Consider the following 19,341-nt stretch of genomic DNA (forward strand, 5'->3'; position numbering starts at 1 on the left):
GTAACGATGACATGCCCACCTTAACCGCAATACAAATGCACTCGGTTACCGACGTCAGCGCTAACTTCGCTTTTATTGAAGCACAGCTTGAGATGTTAACCGTGGATGATGAACACCTTGTGGTGTTACCTGAGTGTTGTTTGTACTTTGGTGGCAATGACAGCCAACAACTGGCCTTGGCAAACTCTTCTGTGATTAGCGACATGGAACGCGAGTTAGCTCGATTAGCAAAGCAATATCGGGTGTACCTGCTCGCGGGTAGTGTGCCTACACGGTTAAGTGATAATAAGTTTCAGGCCTCGAGTTTACTCTTTGACAACCGTGGTCAACGCATCGCCGATTATCAAAAGTTGCATTTGTTCGATGTTGATGTTGCCGATAATTCAAAGCACTATCGAGAATCAAGATACACTCAAGCGGGCGACAAAACGGTTGTTCAAACGCTCCAACAAATACAGCTCGGATTGAGTATTTGTTACGATTTGCGCTTTCCCGCTTTATACCAACAATTGGCGCAGCAAGGGGCGAATGTAATCAGTGTTCCCGCTGCTTTTACTCAGCTAACAGGACAAGCACATTGGCAGCCATTACTGCAGGCCAGAGCAATAGAGACACAGTGTTATATTGTCGCTGCAGGTCAAGTTGGCGAACACCAAAATGGCCGTCAAACCCATGGTCACTCGATGATTATTGACCCGTGGGGAGAAATTAGCTGTTGCTTAGCTGAGCAAGTTGGCAGTATATCAACCAAACTGGATATGTCATTACTCGCTAAAGTACGCAACAATATACCGGTTGCTAAGCACAATCGCTTTAACTGCTCATTACGCACAAATGAGCCTGATTAAATGGATCTGAAATGAATTCTGTAGAACTAGAACTACTCGATGCCAGTGATTTAGGGCACGAAGAACTGCAACGCTGTCTCAATCATATGTTTGAGCGCAATATCGATTTCGCCGACTTGTATTTTCAAGCGTCCAGCAATGAGCACTGGATGCTTGAAGACGGTATCGTTAAGGAAGGTTCGCATAATATAGAGCGCGGTGTTGGCGTCCGTGCCATTGCCGGAGAGAAAACCGGTTTTGCTTATTCTGACGATATTAACCTTGACGCCTTAAGCCAAGCTTCAGTTGCAGCCAGAAGTATTGTTGGCGAACAAAAGTCGCAAACAGTACAGGTTTTCTCATCAACTAACCCGACAGCGCTTTATCAAGCGATAGACCCGCTTTACAGCTTGCCACAAGAGCAAAAAATTAGCTTGTTACACGAAGTTGAGGCTCATGCCAGAGCACAAGATACGCGAGTCAAACAAGTTATAGTGAGTCTCTCCGGTGTATACGAACGGGTGTTAATTGCGGCAAGTGACGGTACCTTTGCTACCGATATTCGCCCACTGGTTCGCTTGAATTGCTCTGTTTTAGTCGAAGCCAATGGTCGTCGTGAACGCGGTAATTCTGGCGGTGGTGCACGTACTGACTACAGTTATTTCTTTGAATTAGAGCAAGGTAAAGCCCGCTATAAAGTCTACGCAGAGGAGGCGGTACGCCAAGCTCTGGTGAATCTCAACGCGATTGACGCTCCTGCGGGCATGTTGCCGGTTGTACTGGGCGCTGGCTGGCCAGGGGTGTTATTACACGAGGCGGTAGGTCACGGCTTAGAAGGTGACTTTAACCGCAAAGGTTCGTCGGCGTTTTCTGGCAAAATTGGCCAAAAGGTGGCTTCTGAGCACTGTACCATTGTCGATGACGGCACGCTAACGGGTCGTCGAGGTTCGGTGTCGATAGATGACGAAGGCACACCGGGTCAATATAACTTACTTATCGAGAAGGGCATATTGCGTGGTTACATGCAAGATAAACACAATGCGCACCTGATGGGGGTAGCGCCTACCGGTAATGGTCGCCGGGAGTCCTACGCTCATTTACCGATGCCGCGTATGACCAATACCTATATGCTCGCAGGTGAACACCAGCCTGATGACATCATTAAGTCGGTGAAAAAAGGCATTTATGCACCAAATTTCGCTGGCGGACAAGTGGATATTACCTCGGGCAAGTTTGTGTTTTCGACCGCCGAAGCGTATTTAATAGAAAATGGCCAAATCACTTCGCCAGTCAAAGGGGCGACGTTAATTGGCAGTGGCCCTGAAGCGATGCAAAAAGTCAGCATGGTGGGCAACGATCTATCGCTTGATAGTGGGGTAGGCGTGTGTGGTAAAGACGGTCAATCAGTGCCAGTAGGTGTTGGTCAACCGACGTTAAAAATTGACGAAATGACCATAGGCGGTACACAGTAATACCCTGTATCGAGCAAAAAAAAGCGCCACTGACTTAGTCAGAGGCGCTTTTTTTTTACGGTTCTTTTTGTGTGGCGTGGTTACACGGGCTTGTCAACGCCAAAAGTGAGCTGCGCTTAAGCGCTCGGCGTATAGGCTACGTGTTGTTTTAAATACTTAAACAGCTCTTTATAACTCTTGCCAGGTTTGCTTTGTTTGACCTCTTTGTTGGCCTGACGGATCAGTTGGCGCAAGCGCTGGCGTTCTAAGCTACTGTTGTCGTTAATTAATGTCTCAATAGTTTGGTTATCAGCGCTTAGTATCTGCTCGCGTAACTCTTCGTAGAAGCGGTTGTGCGCGTCAGCAATACCGTGTTTATTCTCCATGATGTCAATTTTTAAGCGAATCGCCTCGACATCAAGGCTGTGTAATTGCTTGGCAATGAACTGTACGTTGCGATGAAAAGCATCGTGTTTGCCTTTGATCTTATCAGCGATAACCAGGGCCTGCTCAATTTCGCTGTTTAACGCCAGTTTAGCGCGCTGTTTGGGACCCATGTGACAGATCGCTTCCGCTAATTTTTGTAGGTCCTTCATGTCTTGCTTTAATTCAGTTTTGCTTACGTAGAGAATGTCATTTTCTTCGTCGTATTCGCCAATTTCTCGAGCCATAATTGATACAGATAGATAAAGTCAGTTTGTCTTATTATAACTGTTTTTCGTTATCAATAATGCCCTGATCAGCAAAAATCAATGAAATTATTGGTCAATGTGCGTTGGGAAAATGGCAGGCTGTGATATCCTTGCTGTACGTTAACCTCTTTATCTCGCAAATCATGGAAAACAAGCAATCAATTGAACAATCGATGGAACACGTTAAACAAAGTGTCAGCAAAGTGTTAGAGATGGCGAAGAGCCTGGGTGCGCAGAGCGCAGAAGTCTCAATCTCAAAGATGCAAGGGCTGAGTGTTTCGACGCGTATGGGTGAGGTAGAAACCGTCGAGTTTAACAATGATGGTGCATTGGGTATTTCACTGTATAAAGACGGTCGCAAGGGCTCTGCGTCAACCGCGGACTTATCGGAAAAAGCATTACAACAATCGGTTAATGCAGCTGTCAATATTGCCAACTATACCTCCGTTGATCCGTTTGCTGGACTTGCAGATAAAGAGCTTCTTGAGTTTGAGCCTGAAGACCTCGACTTATATCACCCGCAGCAGATCAGTGCTGATCAGGCCATTGATATTGCTCGAGAAGCCGAATTAACGGCTTTGCAACGGGATGCGCGCATTGTTAATTCAGACGGTGCTAACTTTGCTAGCTACGAGGGTTTTAAAGTTTATGGCAACAGCCATGGGCAGTTAGTTGCTTATCCAAGTACGCGTCACAGCTTAACTTGCATGATGATTGCCGCCAGTGGTGAGGATATGCAACGCGATTATAATTATACGGTGAGTCGTGAGTTTGCTCAGTTGACGCCGGCCAAGTCACTTGGCGAGCAAGCGGCCGATGCCGCACTAGAGCGTTTGAACCCGCGTAAAATCGCTACCCAAAAGTGTCCTGTGCTATTTCGCGCCGATGTTGCTAACAGCATTTTTGGTCACCTTATCTCGGCGATCAGCGGTGGCAATTTATATCGCAATTCATCGTTCTTAGTTGACAGTATTGGTGAGCGGATATTTAGTGATCACCTAACGATTGAAGAGCGACCGTTTATCAAGCGAGGCTTAGCCAGTTCGGCATTTGATGCGGAAGGGGTAAAGCCTATACAACGCGAAATCATCAAAAACGGCTGTTTGCAATCGTATTTGCTGACCAGTTACTCAGCGCGTAAACTCGGCTTGCAAACCACTGGTAACGCCGGCGGTATTCACAATTGGCAAGTGTCGGCAAACGGCGGTGATTTAACGGCAATGCTTGAAGCGATGGGGACCGGTTTATTAGTCACCGAGCTGATGGGACAGGGCGTTAACGTTGTTACGGGTGATTACTCCAGAGGCGCCGCTGGCTTTTGGGTAGAAAATGGGCAAATTGCTTATCCGGTCTCTGAAATCACCATTGCGGCCAATTTAAAAGACATGTTTAAGTCTCTAGTATTAAGCGGTAACGACTATGATCTGCGCGGTAGTATAAAAACCGGTAGTTTATTGATTGAACAAATGCAGGTGTCAGGTCAGTAACCGGTGTTGTGTGGCTAAGCAAGCGATTGGTACTTGCTTAGCTACGGCTAATTCATCTTATCACTAACCGCTATCACTGGCGTTACTAGAATTTGACTCGTCTATCAGTGCTAAACCGAGCGGTAATACCTTTGTCGACAGCCGTGAATGCTTTAAGCAGTTGAGCTTAGGAGCAGGGTAGCCGTACCTAAAAAGGCAAAGATACCAACGACATCGGTTACCGTGGTGAGGATCACCCCACCAGCCAAGGCTGGGTCTATATTCATTTTTTTCAATGCTAACGGCGTGATCACACCGGCCAAGCCGGCAACCGTTAAATTAGCGAGCATGGCAAACGCAATAATACCACCTAGTAACAAGTCTTGCTTCCACAGAGTAACAATCGACGCAATCAACAGTGACCAAATAAGCCCGTTTAAAAAGCCCACGGCTAATTCCTTGGTTAATATCGTGCGCGCGTTGTTTTCGCCTATGTGACCCAACGCCAAACCGCGAATAACCAAGGTTAGCGTTTGACTACCAGCGACGCCACCCATACTGGGGACTAACGTATTTAACACCGCTAAGATGGCCATTTCCGCTAAAATAGGTTCAAACATACTCGACACCGCAACGGCTAATAAGGCGGTGATTAAATTGACCCCTAACCAAATGGAGCGTTGTCGAGTACTTTTAATAACTGGTGCAAATGTATCGGCTTCGTCATCGAGACCGGCCATACTCATCATTGAGTGCTCTGCGTCTTCGCGAATAATATCAACCACATCATCCACGGTAATACGACCGAGCAGGCGGTTGTCGTCATCAACAACAGGAGCGGAAAACCAGTCGTGGCGTTCAAACATAATGGCCACTTCGGTATCTTCCATCGCGACGTTTACTGGCACCGTATGGGTGTCGGTAATTTCCCCTATCGCTTGCTCTGGTTGGGCTGTGACTAAGTCAGCCAAAGAAACACTGCCGATGAGGATATCTTCACGGTTTACCACATAAAAGGAGTCTGTCGATTCAGGCAGTTTGCCCTTGAGACGCAAATAGCGCAGTACGACATCAACTGTTACATCAGGACGCAGGGTAATGGTATCCGTATTCATGATACCACCGGCCGTTTCTGGCTCGTAAGCGAGAGCCTGCTCTACTCGCATACGGTCTTGCGTATCCATCGAGTTGAGCACTTCTTGATACGCTGAATCAGGCAATCCGCGCAGGACTTCGGCGAGGTCGTCTATATCCATGCCTTCTGTCGCGGCCGCAACTTTTTCCGGTTGCATTTTGCGCAGAATGCCTTTGCGCACCTCTTCTGAAAGCTCTTCTAAAATATCGCCGTGTAGGTCGGGATCAACAAGTTGCCATAATACGTTACGACTTTTGGCCGGAGACGACTCGAGTAGCAAAGCGATGTCGTAATCGGACATGTTTTGCAGCATTTTACGCACGTAGACAAACATACCACTATCGATAGCGGTATTAATTTCTAGTAATCGCTGTTGGCTTGTTTCTTGTTCTGACAACTCTGCCACGGTTCACCTCATGCGCAAGGGTGTTGTTGTTATTAAGTCTTGATGGTTATGTTCAGCCTCGCAAGTCGTCACTTGTTTTATTTGTGGTTGAAGCTTATAACTTGGAGTTATCGTATTGAAGTGTATCGTAAATTTGTAAAATAATCAGCTACTATTCTGCTTCGTCAAATTTGTCGCCAAATAACTGGCACACCGCATCAAGAGCTTGTTCAGCATCATCGCCTTGGCACTCAACTGCAACCGTCTTCCCTTGACTACCGGTTAATAACATCAAGCCCATGATCGAGCCAGCGTCGGCCGTTTTACCATCTAACACAATGCGAATTGACGAGTTAAATTGCTGGCTCAATTTAGCTAGCTTAGTTGCTGCGCGCGCGTGTAGGCCGAGTTTATTTTCAATGGTCACCATACGCGAGGCATGGGTTGAGGTTGCAGACTTGGTTTTTGCCATGATATTTAGATCGCTTATTTAATTAACTCTCGATGACGTACTTGCACATCTTTTTCTTCTTTTTTAAATTGCTTGGCCAGAGTTTCAGCAATATAAACACTTCGATGCTGTCCTCCAGTGCAACCAATGGCCACCGTTAAATAGGTGCGATTATTGCGTTCAAGGTGAGGCAACCAAGTCATCATAAATGAGTTTATTTGCCAAATAAACTTGGTGACTATGGGTTGTGCTGCGAGGAAATCTTGCACCGGTTGATCGAGACCGGTAAATGCCTTTAAGCCTTGCTCCCAAAAAGGGTTTGGTAAGAAGCGCGCATCAAATACATAATCGGCATCGGTGGGAACACCGTGTTTGAAACCAAATGATTCAAACACTAACACCAATGAACCAGTCTTTGACCCCATTACTCGCTCGCGCACTAAATCCGCCAACTGATGCGGCGTTAAACTGGTGGTATTGATATACATGTTAGCGCGACTGGCGACTGGATCGAGAAGTTTCTTTTCCAATGCGATAGCTTGATCTAAAGCCATGTTTTTGCGGATCAAGGGATGTAATCGCCGGGTTTCACTGTAGCGGCGTACTAACTCTTTATCATCAGCATCGAGAAATAGCACCGACAAGTCGACGCTATTTGGTAAATAATCGATAATCTCACTGGCATCGTCAGGGTTGGTTGGCAGGTTGCGTACATCTAACGAGACGGCAACATGCTGGTAATCATTAATCACCGTGTGTGTGAGAGCGGGTAATAGATTGACGGGAATATTGTCTACACAGTAGTAGCCCAAGTCTTCCAGTACGCGCAGAGCGACAGTTTTTCCCGAGCCGGAGCGGCCACTGACGATCATTAATTTCATAGCGATTCCCTGTTAGCCGTTGGCGACCGTGTTGTAAAGTTCATTGGCTGAGGTACAGCGTCTGACTTTTTTACTGTTTTGTTTATCGGCAAAATATTGCGCGATACTCGCTAGTGTCTCTAAGTGTTGCTGACAGCGGTCTTCAGGAACGAACAGAGCAAAGAAGATATCCACCGGTTTATTATCGATTGCATCAAAGCCTATAGGTGTATCTGTGGTGATAAGTACGGCGATGGGTTGCTCGTTATTATTGATTTTACTGTGCGGTATGGCGATGCCATTACCAATCCCTGTACTACTCAACTTTTCCCTGTTGATCAGGTTATTGAGTAATTCTTTTGCTGTCGCCGAACTGATTTTGTTGGCCGCAAGCACACTAATTTGTTCTAGAATGTTTTTTTTACTATTGCCCGGAGCTGCACACACTGTGCAGTCCGGTGATAACAAGTTGGCAAGATTCATAAAATTTAATGACTGGATAATTTCGCCTTGTGTTTTAACACTTGACGGTCAAGTTTATCGACAAGTGCATCTATCGATGCATACATGTCCTCATTTTCGGCAGAACCAAATATTTCACCTTGGTTCACGTGTAGCGTTGCCTCTGCGATTTGTTGCAGCTTTTCAACTTTCAATACGACATAAACGTTGTTTATATGGTCGAAGTGACGTTCAAGTTTCTCAAATTTTTGTTCAACATAACCGCGCATAGAGTCGGTAACTTCAACATGATGACCAGAGATATTGATTTGCATAAGCTGTTTCCTTATCGTTGTGCTTACAGTAAGCTTTTTCTTTGGTTAGATGGTGGGATACCCAAAGATTCTCGATACTTAGCTATTGTCCGGCGCGCAACGTTAATACCTTGTTCCGCCAATAATGCAGTAATTTTACTGTCACTTAAAGGCTTCTGTGGGTTTTCAGCGTTGACCAGCTTTTCAATTAGGGCGCGTATCGCCGTCGATGAGCACTCTCCCCCGTTTTCAGTACTGACATGACTAGAAAAGAAATACTTTAATTCAAAGATTCCCCTTGGAGTATGCATGTACTTTTGTGTGGTAACCCGAGAAATTGTCGACTCGTGCATCTCAACCGCTTCGGCAACGTCATTTAGCACCATAGGGCGCATGGCTTCAGGTCCGTGTTCAAAAAAACCTTGCTGTTGTTGAACAATACAGTTAGATACCTTCAACAGGGTATCGTTGCGGCTTTCCAGTGATTTGATGAACCATTTAGCCTCTTGTAAGTGCGAGCGAATAAACTGGCTGTCTTGGGCTGAACTGTTTTTCGCCATAGCAGCATACTGACCATTTATATTGAGCTTTGGTGCAGTATCGGGGTTTAGTTCAACCACCCAACGTCCGTTTTTCTTCACCACACTGACATCAGGAATAATATATTGCTCCTCGCCTTGGGCAATGGCATCGCCAGGACGAGGGTTTAAACTTTGTATTAAGCGCATTACCTCGCGTAACTCGTCTTCTTTTAACCGCGTTTTGCGCATGATACTGCGAAAGTCGCGGTTGGCGAGCAAATCAATGTGTTTACTGATCACTTGTTTGGCTTGCGCTAAATACGGTGTATTGCTGTCAAATTGATTTAATTGGATTAATAAACAATGTTGTACAGAACACGCACCGGAGCCGATGGGATCAAACATGTGAATTCGCTTGAGCACCGCTTCAACTTCGTCCAATTCGATGCGTTCATCGGCGATACTTTCGAGTATTTCAGCAGTACTGATAGTCAGGTAGCCGGCATCGTCTATCGCGTCAATGATCGTCATCGCGATACTGCGGTCGGTATCAGAAAACGGAGTGAGCTCCATTTGCCAAGTCAAATGATCGCGAATTGTTTCACTGGTTTCACCTTGATATAGCGAATCGTCGTCGTTTGGCGGGGCAATGCCGGTCATTGACGTACCGGCGCTGAAGCTTTCTTCCCAAGTCGAATCAACCGACAAATCCTGAGGGATTTCACTGTTGGTAAGAGCTTCACTGGTGGTAATTTGATCGGCGTTATCACTATTGCTCGACGATTGTTGCACATCGTTCATATCGAGATCCGCCATATCATCCGTCGATTGACTATCATCAACCTCAAGCAACGGATTAGAGTCGAGAGCTTCTTGAATTTCTTGTTGCAGATCCAAGGTAGATAGCTGCAACAATTTGATCGCTTGTTGCAACTGTGGCGTCATCGTTAAATGCTGGCCTATGCGCAGCTGAAGACTTGGTCTCATGAGTTAATTGCTTTCCATAAAACGAATTACATATGCCAATTTTGGCGGAGAAAACTAACCCTGCTGATACAGTGTTTGGTCACCTTGTTACTATAACTATAGCGTGAATTTATCACCTAGGTAGACATCTCTCACATGCTGATTAGATAATACCTGATCGGCACTACCTTGCGCGATTAGTTCACCGTGACTCACAATATACGCATGTTCACACACATCGAGTGTCTCACGCACGTTGTGGTCGGTGATAAGCACACCAATACCGCGTTCTTTTAAGTGTAAAATTATTTTTTTTATATCGCTGACTGAAATCGGGTCGACGCCGGCAAAGGGCTCATCGAGTAAGATAAATTTGGGATCAGCCGCTAACGCTCTGGCTATTTCAACGCGTCGACGCTCTCCCCCCGACAGGCTTTGCCCGGTATTGTCGATAATATGGCCAATATTGAATTCTTCGACTAGCGATTCGAGCTTGTCTTGGCGCTGACTCGCGCTGAGTTCTTTACGGGTTTGCAATATTGCCATAATGTTATCGCGTACCGATAACTTGCGAAAGATAGATGCCTCTTGCGGCAAGTAGCCAATACCGTGTCGCGCGCGTTCGTGCATCGGTAACAGGGTCAGATCTACGTCATCTAAGGTCACTGTACCCTCGTCGCTGGCAACCAGTCCAACAATCATGTAAAACGACGTCGTCTTTCCGGCGCCATTTGGACCGAGCAGGCCGACTACTTGACCAGCGTTAACGGACAAACTGACATCTTTTACGACTTTGCGCCCTTTGTAGGCTTTGGCTAAGTGCTTTGCATCGAGAGTAGCGGTCATCTTACTGTTCTTTTTCACTTTCAGGTTCGGTTGTTTTTTTTGATTTTTTATCGGGAGCAATAATGGTGGTAACAATACCCGTGCCATCTCCGTCTGCGGTTAACTGCTCTGTTTCTAGGTTGTAGGTAATAACGTCACCTTGCACCATACTGTCTTGCTGGCTGACCTTGGCATTGCCGCGTATCACTAGTGTGCTGGTATATGGCGAGTAGGTGATTTCATTGGCTTGCAGTTTAATGGTATCGCCATTGTCTAACTGTTGTGAAAACGTTGCCGGCTTTCCCTGCGCCAGATATTTTTTATTTTCTGCTTCTTTGGCGTCAATTACTTGCACTAAGTCGGCCGATATAGTCAGAGAGCCTTGGGTGATTTTGACATTGCCGCTGTAGCTAGCGATGCGCTTCTTTAAATCGGTGGCCTGTTTTTTCGCGACAATTTTGATGTCTTGCTCAAAATCAGCTTGTTGGGCAATCGATAAATGACTGACGAAACACAATGGTAGAGCGATTACTAACTTATTGATCGCGTTTTTTAAAGATTGTCTGTACATGGTCACTCAACGTCATTTCAGTGGTAGTAGCATTAATTTCTAAACCAGAGCCGTACATAGTAAAGTCTTTACCCAGTATCTTAATGTCTTGCTCTGAGGTAATAATTTTGGTGTTTAAATCCAACAGTAAGGATGTCGCCTGAACTTCAGAGATATAGGCCAATTGATCATCATTGGATAATCTTACTTGATTTTCAAGCATTAATATATTGTCGCGGCCAATTAAGCCAGAATCGGCGCTTAAACGCCACGATGTTGAGCCATCAGTTGGGTAAATCGTATAGGCTGGGGCGACAAACTGAGTCTCAGCTGTTTGGTCAAAATGGGTCATTTGTTCGGCATAAATGGTATGGATTAACTGTCCATCTTTATCAAATTTTTTGGCGGTAAGTGCTTTGGCGACAAATGCCGGTTCATTAATTTCGATTAAAGGTTGTCTATCGAGTTTGAGAGACTGCTGATACTGCAAATAGCCATAAATGGCGATGGCAATAACAAATAAGATAATCGAAATATAATGCGAGCGGGTCATACGCTCGCTCCTTTGGCAAGGTGCAGAGTTCCTTGTGCTTGCATGATCAGATCACACAGCTCTCTAACTGCGCCGTGTCCACCTTTTAAAAAGGTGACATAGTCAGCGCTTCGCACCACTAGAGGGTGTGCGTCATTCACTGCAACGCCAAGGCCTACCGCTTCAATGCAGGGCAGGTCGGGCACATCGTCACCAATATAGGCGACCTCATCGATATCAAGGTCGAGCTGCTGAGCAATATCAACTAACGCGGGCATCTTGTCTTCTTGTCCTTGCACAATAAACTGCACATTTAGCGCGCGCATCCGATTGTTGACAATATTTGACTGACGACCGGTGATCACTGCAACAGCAACCCCGTTTTGAGACAAGGCCTTAATTCCAAAACCGTCTTTGGTGTTAAATGCCTTTAACTCTTCGGAGTCATTGCCTAGATAAATACGGCCATCTGAAAAAACACCATCGATGTCACAGACTAATAGTTTTACCTTCTTTGCTGCCGTTAAAACTCGCTCATCAACATTGCCGTATAGGGTGTTGAATAATGCATTAACCGTACTCACTACAATACTCCAGCTTTTAATAGATCATGCATGTTCATGGCACCGATCGGTTGTTGTTGATCGTTCACCACGACCAAGCCATTAATGCTATTGTCTTCCATCAATTTTAGTCCTTCAGCTGCCAGCATTCCTTGCTTGGCGACGACAGGGTGCTTGGTCATCACCTCGTGGATGGACACTTGATGAAAGTCGAGTTGTGCGTCGAGAATTCGACGCAAGTCCCCGTCGGTAAACAAGCCGACGAGCGTGCCGTGGTCATCGACCACTGTCGTCATTCCCAAGCCCTTTTGCGTCATTTCAACCAAGGCATCTTTAATTTTACACTGGTAGTTAATTTTAGGCAGTAAATCACCGCTGTGCATGACATCGTCTAGACGCAATAGCAATCGCCTACCTAGGCTTCCTCCCGGATGAGATAGGGCAAAATCATCAGCGGTAAAGCCTCGGGCGTTGAGTAGGGCAACGGCTAGTGCATCGCCCATAACTAAAGTTGCCGTAGTACTTGACGTTGGTGCTAAGCCCAAAGGGCACGCTTCGCGAGGCACTTTAATGCAGATATGTACATCGCTCAATGTGGCTAGTGTAGACTGCGTGTTACCCGACATACCAATGAGGTGTGCACCGATGCGCTTAATAATAGGAATGATGGCTAGCAGTTCCGAGGTTTCCCCAGAATTAGATATGGCCAGTACCACATCTGCGCTCGTGACCATGCCCAAGTCGCCGTGACTGGCTTCACCCGGATGGACAAAAAATGCCGGTGTACCGGTGCTCGCCAACGTTGCCGCGATTTTGCCTCCAACGTGTCCAGACTTGCCCATGCCGATCACGATCACCCGTCCTGTGCACTCGTACATGAGCTGGCACGCTCGAGCAAAATGCTCGTCGACGTAGCGTGTTAAGTTGCTAATTGCTTCGCGCTCAATAGCAATAACCTCGGATGCGATTTCAATAAACTGGTTGGCCGTAGGCATACTCATTCTCAAATCAACTAAAAATTAAATACTGATAGACAATAAAGGTCGTCAACAATACACCACCTTTTACGCGCGTAATGCGAAATTGTCCCTGGCGACTAAAGCACAATAACAGCAACAAAATGGTTAATGCCATCATATATGGAACGTCTCGGCTGGCAACATCACTGTCGACGCTACCCGGCGCGATGATACCTGGTAAACTTAACACAGCGAGAATATTAAAGATATTTGAGCCGATAATATTACCTAATGCCAGATCATCTTCTTTTTTAATAATACTCATAATACTTGCCGCTAACTCGGGTAAACTGGTACCTATGGCAATGATGGTTAGGCCAATAACCAAATCACTCATACCGAGTGCTTTGGCAATGACGGTCGCGGAGTCAACGAGGTAGTTAGCGCTTAGTGGCAATAAAACAAGACCAAAAATCAACCACGCTATAGCGACACCTGTGTTGACGTTATCGGGGATGTCTTGTTCTGCTTCCGCAATCATCGGGTCTACGGCGAGGTTTTGTCCGGCTTGTTTTATACTCACCATCAACAAGCTTGCAATAAAGACAATAAAACCCGCCATCAACACCATGCCTTCGAACCAAGAGAAGTGCAAGTTATAGAGCATTACGCTGGCGATAAAGGTAACCGAAAGTAAAATAGGGAGTTCGCGTTTTAGCGTCATTGAAGAGACGATTAAAGGCTTACACAATGCGGTTAAGCCGAGTACTAACGCGATGTTGGTAATATTTGAGCCAAGCGCGTTGCCAATAGCGGTATCGGGGCTACCTTGTAAGGCCGCCGTCGCCGCGACCATCATTTCCGGTGCCGAAGAGCCCATCGCGACAATGGTCAAACCAATGATCATCGGCGCAATACCAAAGTTGCGGGCTATTGCCGCTGCGCCATAAACAAACTTATCTGCGCTGTAAATTAACGCGAATAGAGAAATTATTAGAATGATTACTTCGATTAACATCTATTACTCCAAAAAACTAATCCTTAAATTTTCGCTGTTAATGAGCCAAATTAAAAGAGATAAAGCATAAATAACTGTATTTTTTGTAAAACAGTGGACTTTTCTGGCAAGCGTGGGACGACGCGACCACCTCAATTTAAATAAATCTGGCAAAAACTAGAAATAGCAATAAGCTTTTAAGCAAGCTGATACCATTTTTACCATCAGTACATACGTCGCAGCGTATGTACTGATGGCGATCAGAGGATCTATTATGAAACACCCGTTGATTACCTTAGCTTTGTCACTATCACTGGCTACCCCCGCAGTTAACGCTGAACAGCTGTATGGTTTTGCTGATTTCTCGATTAACTTTTTAGACTGGACTGAAAAGGCGGAAGACCGAACCGATCCTGATATTGGCGGGTTTGGTGGTCCCAAAGAAGATTTTTTCTACATTGAAGTCGAAGGTGGTGCCGGCTTTGATTGGGGTGATCTCTATGGTTTTTTTGACGTTGAAAATCCCAACAACAGTCGCAACTACGGGCAATTCTCTGAAGACGCCGGTGCAACCGATGGCTTTCGCTATGCGATGAAAGGCAGTATTGCGGTCAATATCGGCCAAAGTAACTGGAATTATTACTCTCACTTTTACAGTTTTTCTGAAGCATCAAATGGCTTTTTTGATCAAAACTTTGTGTTGGGTGTCAGTTACGATGTGTACACCGATTGGGGTTTTTGGATGAAACCTTTTATCGGCTTGCACATTGAAAATCAAACCTTTACTGGTTCGGGGGCCAATGGCTACATGTTCGGTTGGGTATTGGGTTATGACTTTACAATAGGCGAGCAAAAGTTTGCCATAACTCAGTGGCATGAAACTGAATTTGCCCGTCGAGACCAATTTCGTTCTAACGGCACCGATTATCGGCTAAACGAAACCGGGTACAACGGTGCGGTAGCGCTTTGGTGGCACCTATCGCCGAAGTTTACCACAGGCTTTCAATACCGCTATGCAGATCACAAACTCGGCACAGCGGCTTACCACGATGCGCTGATCTACACCCTCAAGTATAATTTTTAGCGTTAACACTCGCGCTATCTGCTAATTTTTGCAGGTGGCGCGGCTATATTCCCTATCTCTAATTCGAACAAAATCCATATCAAAAGATCAACGTTTCCTAACAAACCAGCTCAAATTTCGCAACACAAACTTAACTTCCCCACTTAAATTGTAGCGATATGTAACTGTAAAATGCGATTAAGTATCTGTTAGTTGGATTTTTATTAAATTTTAGTGAACGCTAAGCGTCTTTCGTTAACACTTAATCACACTAAAAAGATAGCTGTACATTAAATAATCATTACAATGCGCATCGAATTTGAAGCGGTAGGTGATTATCCCAATGACCTGCCTACTATTTAGTAATAGTGAGAAAGTAAAATGCGTAAATTGGCTATTGCATTAGCGGCAACCATGGCAGTAACACCAGCGTTAGCTGAACAGTACTATGGTTTTGCGGATATTTCAGTTAACTACCTCGACTGGACAAATAAAACCGAAGATCTAACCAATCCAGATATCGGTGGTTTCGGTGGCGCAAAAGAAGACTTCTTTTTCTTAGAACTTGAAGGTGGTGCTGGCTTTGATTGGGGTGATGTATACGGTTTTATCGACCTAGAAAACCCACAAAATGTTAGCAATAAAGGTCAATTCTCTGAAGATGGCGGTGCAACCGACGGTTTCCGTATCGCAGCGAAAGGCTCAATTGCAGCTAATATTGGTAAGTCTAACTGGAACTACTACGGTCACGTTTACTCGTTTACCGAAGCATCAAATGGTTTTTACGATCAAAACGTGGTGTTAGGTGTTAGCTACGATTTATTCACTGACTTTGGTCTTTGGGTTAAGCCGTTTTTTGGTGCTCATATTGAGAACCAAACATTTGCAGGCTCAGGTTTCAACGGCTTCATGGCAGGTTATGTATTAGGTTACGATTTCATGTTAGGTGAGCAAAAATTTGCAATCACCCAGTGGCACGAAACTGAATTTGGTCGCAAAGATCAATTCCGTAGCAATGGTACCGAGCATACCTTGAACTCAGTTGGTCACAACGGTGCTGTGTCATTGTGGTGGCACGCGAACCAGAAGCTAACGCTTGGTGTGCAATACCGTTATGCGGATCACAAGTTAGGTACAGCAGCGTATCACGATGCAACTATCTTTACCGCAAAATACAACTTCTAAGTCAAGTTGTTAATGAACAAATAAAAAGGCGCTATTAGCGCCTTTTTTGTTGTTTTAATCAGGCAATGCCGCACAGTTCAAATACGCCCTAGCGAAAAAATCAACAGCCCCTAAGCCAGCTAACATGTTGTCTGTATCCACGGCTATTAAACAGTCATTTTCGCTTATCTTTGAACTAATCACTGATTTCGCACTCTCAACCTCGGTAAATTTGTCGCACGCCATAAAAATCTAAACGGATTTGTTTAAAGTTAATACAACCATTCGCTTTTTTCGAATACATTAGGCATAAATTGATAATATATAACGAATTATCGTTGAATTTATAATGCGAACTAAATACACCTGCGGTAACATTAGCGGATTAACCAGTGATAACAAGTGACCATGGAAAACCTAGTAGAGATTAAAAACTTAAGCTTTTATCGTGGCGAACGTTGTATCTATGACGATATTAGTTTGACCATTCCAAAAGGCAAAGTGACGGCGATCATGGGGCCTAGTGGCATAGGTAAAACCACGCTATTGCGCTTGATTGGTGGTCAGTTAAAACCACAGCGTGGGCAGATATTGTTTGCAGATGAGGACATTCCGACACTTTCTCGCCGTGATTTATACAGGTTGCGAAAAAAAATCAGTATGCTTTTCCAGTCGGGCGCATTGTTTAGCGACATGAGCGTGTTTGATAACGTCGCCTTTCCCATTCGCGAACACAGTCAACTTCCCGAAGATATTATCGAAAAAATGGTGATGATGAAGTTGGAAGTCGTCGGTTTGCGCGGAGCCATGGAGCTGTTTCCCAGTGAGCTGTCTGGCGGCATGGCAAGACGAGCAGCACTCGCTAGAGCCATAGCCCTTGATCCCGAGTTGATTTTATACGACGAACCATTCGCAGGCCAAGACCCCATATCTATGGGGGTGATTGTGCGCTTAATTCGCGATTTAAGCGACGCATTGGGATTGACGTCGGTAGTCGTGTCACATGATGTAAAGGAAGTCATGAGTATCGCTGATTATATTTATATCATTGCAGACAAACGCATTATCGGTCAGGGCACACGGCAACAGATAGAACAGCAACAATCAGAATTGGTAAAACAGTTCATCAAGGGTGAAGCTGACGGTCCTGTACCATTTCATTACCCCGCGAGTGCGTATCGCGAGCAGTTGTTAGGGAGCGATACGTGATGTTAGAAAATTTCGCTTCACTCGGGCGCAAAGTTATCGACGTTGTCGCCGGCTTGGGCCGTGCGTTAATCATGTTGATCTCGGCGTTATGGCACTGGCCAAATATTAGAAAGGGCTGGCCGTTATTAGCGAAACAGCTATATTCAGTAGGAGTGTTGTCACTGCTGATTATCGTTGTCTCAGGGACGTTTATCGGTATGGTTATTGCGCTTCAGGGCTACACCATATTAATTGATTATGGCGCTGAGGCCAGCCTTGGCCCAATGGTTGCTTTATCGATACTCAGAGAACTCGGTCCTGTTGTTACCGCCTTGCTCTTTGCCGGACGAGCCGGTTCGGCACTGACTGCGGAGATTGGTTTGATGAAAGCGACTGAGCAATTAAGCAGCATGGAAATGATGGCCGTAGACCCGCTTAAACGGGTTATTGCGCCTCGATTTTGGGCTGGTTTTATATCAATGCCGCTGTTGGTGGCCATATTCTCGACCGTCGGTATTTTAGGTGGGCACCTCGTTGGTGTCGACTGGCTTGGGGTTGACTCAGGCACTTATTGGTCTGTGATGCAAGCACAGGTTGACTGGACGGATGACGTACTAAACGGCATGATCAAAGCCGTGGTGTTTGCATTTGTGGTCACTTGGGTTGCTGTGTACAAAGGATATGATTGTATTCCAACCTCAGAAGGCATTAGCCGTGCCACAACGTCAACGGTGGTTCAGTCTTCTTTGATCGTATTGGGTTTAGATTTTATTTTAACTGCTTTAATGTTTGCGAATTAGCGTAGTAGGTATAGTGACATGATGTCGAAAAAAATTGAAATAATGGTCGGTGTGTTTGTAGCCTTGGGTATTGCTGCCCTATTAACGCTAGCGTTAAAGGTAGCCGATGCAGGCTTTAGGGGCAATGGTGATACGTATCGCTTGTATGCAAAATTTGATAATATTGGTGGCCTGAAAGAGCGCTCGGCGGTTAAAGTTGGTGGCGTTATCGTTGGTCGAGTTGCCGCAATCGAGCTTGACTCTGGGGATTACATGCCCAAAGTTGCTCTGGATATAGATAGTCGCTACGACGCATTTTCAGAATCGACTTCGATTTCTATTTTAACTGCGGGCTTATTGGGCGAACAGTACATAGGGTTAGAGCCCGGCTTTATCGATGAAGACATGGGCATCGGTTTATTGGCTGACGGTGACTTCATTGAAGACACTAAGTCGGCCTTAGTATTAGAAGATCTTATTGGCCAATTTTTATTTAGCCAAGACGACAACTAGTTTTAGGAAGAAGAGGTTATGAAATCATTACTATTGAGAAGTTTTGCGCTGGTACTTGCATTAGTGAGCAGTGCTGCAATGGCCAAAACAGATGTCGACAAAAGCAACCCTTACGTTATGGTTGAGCAGGTTGCGCAAATAACATTTGATCGCCTAGCTAAGCAAGAAGCAGACATTCGCGCCAACCCCGAGCTTCTAAAAGATGTGGTCCGCGAAGAGTTGATGCCATATATTTTCTATCAATACGCTGGTCTGAAAGTCTTGGGTAACTACGCAAAGCAAGCATCACAACAAGAGCGCCGTGATTTCGTTGCCGCATTTCGCGAGTATTTGATCACTTCCTATGCACAAGTCTTCACCTTGTACGACAGACAAGCCGTGGTATTTCAACCGGCTAAAGATTTTGCTAACAAGAAAATTGTTATGGTGCCAGTCGATATTATTGACGAGCAACGACCGCCGATAAACTTACAATTTAAAGTGCGCAAAAACAGCAAGTCTAATCAGTGGCAAGCCTTTGACTTAGTGGCGGAAGGCGTTAGTTTACTCGACGCTAAACAAAAAGAGCTACGCTCAATTTTGGCGCAAAATGGCGTACCAGAAGTGACTCAAATGCTGATTGAAAAAAGCAAGCGCCCCATTGTTTTTAAAGACGAAAACGACACTGACGCAAGTAAAAATGCACAGGTTCAGGAGTAA

At 45.3% G+C, this 19,341-nt stretch carries 22 protein-coding genes; 9 read left to right on the forward strand and 13 right to left on the reverse strand.

Annotated features, from left to right (window positions below):
• Positions 1-11 precede the first annotated feature (11 nt).
• The gene (locus tag ACAY30_RS01915; protein WP_290252353.1) at positions 12-848 is read left to right on the forward strand and encodes a carbon-nitrogen hydrolase family protein; all 837 of its coding nucleotides are present in this window, start codon (positions 12-14) and stop codon (positions 846-848) included.
• Positions 849-859: 11 nt separating this feature from the next.
• The gene (tldD, locus tag ACAY30_RS01920; protein WP_290252354.1) at positions 860-2,299 is read left to right on the forward strand and encodes a metalloprotease TldD; all 1,440 of its coding nucleotides are present in this window, start codon (positions 860-862) and stop codon (positions 2,297-2,299) included.
• A gap of 116 nt (positions 2,300-2,415) precedes the next feature.
• Here tldD and yjgA read toward each other — a convergent pair whose 3' ends face one another.
• Positions 2,416-2,949, reverse strand: a complete 534-nt coding sequence (gene yjgA / locus ACAY30_RS01925) for a ribosome biogenesis factor YjgA (protein WP_290252355.1) — start codon at positions 2,947-2,949, stop codon at positions 2,416-2,418.
• A 164-nt stretch (positions 2,950-3,113) separates the two neighbouring features.
• Here yjgA and pmbA point away from each other — a divergent pair, with 164 nt between their 5' ends.
• On the forward strand, positions 3,114-4,457 hold the full coding sequence (gene pmbA / locus ACAY30_RS01930) for a metalloprotease PmbA (protein ID WP_290252356.1): 1,344 nt from the start codon (positions 3,114-3,116) through the stop codon (positions 4,455-4,457).
• 152 nt (positions 4,458-4,609) lie between these two features.
• Here the strand turns inward: pmbA and mgtE are convergent, their stop codons facing one another.
• From mgtE to ACAY30_RS01990, 12 genes are all read right to left on the reverse strand, one after another.
• Positions 4,610-5,977, reverse strand: coding sequence for a magnesium transporter (mgtE, locus tag ACAY30_RS01935; protein WP_290252357.1), 1,368 nt, complete (start codon positions 5,975-5,977; stop codon positions 4,610-4,612).
• A 151-nt stretch (positions 5,978-6,128) separates the two neighbouring features.
• Positions 6,129-6,428 carry an HPr family phosphocarrier protein gene (locus ACAY30_RS01940; protein ID WP_290252358.1) on the reverse strand — a complete coding sequence of 100 codons (300 nt, stop codon included), beginning with the start codon at positions 6,426-6,428 and terminating at the stop codon, positions 6,129-6,131.
• Between the two features lie 14 nt (positions 6,429-6,442).
• Complete coding sequence (rapZ, locus tag ACAY30_RS01945; RefSeq protein WP_290252359.1) at positions 6,443-7,288, reverse strand: RNase adapter RapZ; 846 nt, start codon at positions 7,286-7,288, stop codon at positions 6,443-6,445.
• Between the two features lie 12 nt (positions 7,289-7,300).
• Positions 7,301-7,750 carry a PTS IIA-like nitrogen regulatory protein PtsN gene (ptsN, locus tag ACAY30_RS01950; protein WP_290252360.1) on the reverse strand — a complete coding sequence of 150 codons (450 nt, stop codon included), beginning with the start codon at positions 7,748-7,750 and terminating at the stop codon, positions 7,301-7,303.
• 5 nt (positions 7,751-7,755) lie between these two features.
• Complete coding sequence (gene hpf / locus ACAY30_RS01955) at positions 7,756-8,043, reverse strand: ribosome hibernation promoting factor (protein ID WP_290252361.1); 288 nt, start codon at positions 8,041-8,043, stop codon at positions 7,756-7,758.
• Positions 8,044-8,066: 23 nt separating this feature from the next.
• Complete coding sequence (locus tag ACAY30_RS01960) at positions 8,067-9,530, reverse strand: RNA polymerase factor sigma-54 (protein WP_290252362.1); 1,464 nt, start codon at positions 9,528-9,530, stop codon at positions 8,067-8,069.
• 96 nt (positions 9,531-9,626) lie between these two features.
• The gene (lptB, locus tag ACAY30_RS01965; RefSeq protein ID WP_290252363.1) at positions 9,627-10,355 is read right to left on the reverse strand and encodes an LPS export ABC transporter ATP-binding protein; all 729 of its coding nucleotides are present in this window, start codon (positions 10,353-10,355) and stop codon (positions 9,627-9,629) included.
• A gap of 1 nt (position 10,356) precedes the next feature.
• The gene (lptA, locus tag ACAY30_RS01970; protein ID WP_290252364.1) at positions 10,357-10,905 is read right to left on the reverse strand and encodes a lipopolysaccharide transport periplasmic protein LptA; all 549 of its coding nucleotides are present in this window, start codon (positions 10,903-10,905) and stop codon (positions 10,357-10,359) included.
• A complete protein-coding gene (lptC, locus tag ACAY30_RS01975) occupies positions 10,871-11,437 on the reverse strand; it encodes an LPS export ABC transporter periplasmic protein LptC (RefSeq protein ID WP_290252365.1) in 567 nt (188 codons plus the stop codon). Before lptC ends, lptA begins: the two co-directional genes overlap by 35 nt.
• Complete coding sequence (kdsC, locus tag ACAY30_RS01980) at positions 11,434-12,006, reverse strand: 3-deoxy-manno-octulosonate-8-phosphatase KdsC (RefSeq protein WP_371190239.1); 573 nt, start codon at positions 12,004-12,006, stop codon at positions 11,434-11,436. Before kdsC ends, lptC begins: the two co-directional genes overlap by 4 nt.
• Positions 12,000-12,974 carry a KpsF/GutQ family sugar-phosphate isomerase gene (locus tag ACAY30_RS01985; protein ID WP_290252367.1) on the reverse strand — a complete coding sequence of 325 codons (975 nt, stop codon included), beginning with the start codon at positions 12,972-12,974 and terminating at the stop codon, positions 12,000-12,002. Before ACAY30_RS01985 ends, kdsC begins: the two co-directional genes overlap by 7 nt.
• Positions 12,975-12,987: 13 nt before the next feature.
• On the reverse strand, positions 12,988-13,956 hold the full coding sequence (locus tag ACAY30_RS01990; protein ID WP_290252368.1) for a calcium/sodium antiporter: 969 nt from the start codon (positions 13,954-13,956) through the stop codon (positions 12,988-12,990).
• A 253-nt stretch (positions 13,957-14,209) separates the two neighbouring features.
• On the opposite strand from ACAY30_RS01990, the gene ACAY30_RS01995 reads away from it, so the two are divergent.
• The 6 genes from ACAY30_RS01995 (at position 14,210) to mlaC (ending at position 19,341) form a co-directional block, all read left to right on the forward strand.
• Entirely contained in the window at positions 14,210-15,019 is an 810-nt protein-coding gene (locus tag ACAY30_RS01995) for an outer membrane protein OmpK (RefSeq protein WP_290252369.1), read from the forward strand.
• Positions 15,020-15,379: 360 nt separating this feature from the next.
• Entirely contained in the window at positions 15,380-16,183 is an 804-nt protein-coding gene (locus ACAY30_RS02000; RefSeq protein WP_290252370.1) for an outer membrane protein OmpK, read from the forward strand.
• Positions 16,184-16,570: 387 nt separating this feature from the next.
• Entirely contained in the window at positions 16,571-17,371 is an 801-nt protein-coding gene (gene mlaF, locus ACAY30_RS02005; protein WP_290252371.1) for a phospholipid ABC transporter ATP-binding protein MlaF, read from the forward strand.
• A complete protein-coding gene (gene mlaE / locus ACAY30_RS02010; protein WP_290252490.1) occupies positions 17,371-18,150 on the forward strand; it encodes a lipid asymmetry maintenance ABC transporter permease subunit MlaE in 780 nt (259 codons plus the stop codon). Before mlaF ends, mlaE begins: the two co-directional genes overlap by 1 nt.
• An 18-nt stretch (positions 18,151-18,168) precedes the next feature.
• Entirely contained in the window at positions 18,169-18,642 is a 474-nt protein-coding gene (gene mlaD, locus ACAY30_RS02015) for an outer membrane lipid asymmetry maintenance protein MlaD (protein WP_290252372.1), read from the forward strand.
• Positions 18,643-18,660: 18 nt separating this feature from the next.
• Positions 18,661-19,341 (forward strand): phospholipid-binding protein MlaC, encoded by a 681-nt coding sequence (gene mlaC / locus ACAY30_RS02020; RefSeq protein ID WP_290252373.1) that lies wholly within the window; start codon positions 18,661-18,663, stop codon positions 19,339-19,341.

This window comes from Thalassotalea ponticola (genome assembly GCF_041379045.1).
In the GTDB taxonomy this organism is placed as follows: Bacteria; Pseudomonadota; Gammaproteobacteria; order Enterobacterales; family Alteromonadaceae; genus Thalassotalea_A; species Thalassotalea_A ponticola.

Bases quoted from the DNA above. Each gene is read 5' to 3' on its own strand.
- lptC (WP_290252365.1), bottom strand. From the start codon at position 11,437: ATGACCCGCTCGCATTATATTTCGATTATCTTATTTGTTATTGCCATC.
- rapZ (WP_290252359.1), bottom strand. From the start codon at position 7,288: ATGAAATTAATGATCGTCAGTGGCCGCTCCGGCTCGGGAAAAACTGTC.
- mlaE (WP_290252490.1), top strand. From the start codon at position 17,371: ATGTTAGAAAATTTCGCTTCACTCGGGCGCAAAGTTATCGACGTTGTC.
- ptsN (WP_290252360.1), bottom strand. From the start codon at position 7,750: ATGAATCTTGCCAACTTGTTATCACCGGACTGCACAGTGTGTGCAGCT.
- ACAY30_RS01915 (WP_290252353.1), top strand. From the start codon at position 12: ATGCCCACCTTAACCGCAATACAAATGCACTCGGTTACCGACGTCAGC.
- mlaC (WP_290252373.1), top strand. From the start codon at position 18,661: ATGAAATCATTACTATTGAGAAGTTTTGCGCTGGTACTTGCATTAGTG.
- yjgA (WP_290252355.1), bottom strand. From the start codon at position 2,949: ATGGCTCGAGAAATTGGCGAATACGACGAAGAAAATGACATTCTCTAC.
- lptA (WP_290252364.1), bottom strand. From the start codon at position 10,905: ATGTACAGACAATCTTTAAAAAACGCGATCAATAAGTTAGTAATCGCT.
- ACAY30_RS01995 (WP_290252369.1), top strand. From the start codon at position 14,210: ATGAAACACCCGTTGATTACCTTAGCTTTGTCACTATCACTGGCTACC.
- lptB (WP_290252363.1), bottom strand. From the start codon at position 10,355: ATGACCGCTACTCTCGATGCAAAGCACTTAGCCAAAGCCTACAAAGGG.
- pmbA (WP_290252356.1), top strand. From the start codon at position 3,114: ATGGAAAACAAGCAATCAATTGAACAATCGATGGAACACGTTAAACAA.
- ACAY30_RS01985 (WP_290252367.1), bottom strand. From the start codon at position 12,974: ATGCCTACGGCCAACCAGTTTATTGAAATCGCATCCGAGGTTATTGCT.
- hpf (WP_290252361.1), bottom strand. From the start codon at position 8,043: ATGCAAATCAATATCTCTGGTCATCATGTTGAAGTTACCGACTCTATG.
- tldD (WP_290252354.1), top strand. From the start codon at position 860: ATGAATTCTGTAGAACTAGAACTACTCGATGCCAGTGATTTAGGGCAC.
- ACAY30_RS02000 (WP_290252370.1), top strand. From the start codon at position 15,380: ATGCGTAAATTGGCTATTGCATTAGCGGCAACCATGGCAGTAACACCA.
- ACAY30_RS01990 (WP_290252368.1), bottom strand. From the start codon at position 13,956: ATGTTAATCGAAGTAATCATTCTAATAATTTCTCTATTCGCGTTAATT.
- mlaD (WP_290252372.1), top strand. From the start codon at position 18,169: ATGATGTCGAAAAAAATTGAAATAATGGTCGGTGTGTTTGTAGCCTTG.
- mlaF (WP_290252371.1), top strand. From the start codon at position 16,571: ATGGAAAACCTAGTAGAGATTAAAAACTTAAGCTTTTATCGTGGCGAA.
- ACAY30_RS01960 (WP_290252362.1), bottom strand. From the start codon at position 9,530: ATGAGACCAAGTCTTCAGCTGCGCATAGGCCAGCATTTAACGATGACG.
- ACAY30_RS01940 (WP_290252358.1), bottom strand. From the start codon at position 6,428: ATGGCAAAAACCAAGTCTGCAACCTCAACCCATGCCTCGCGTATGGTG.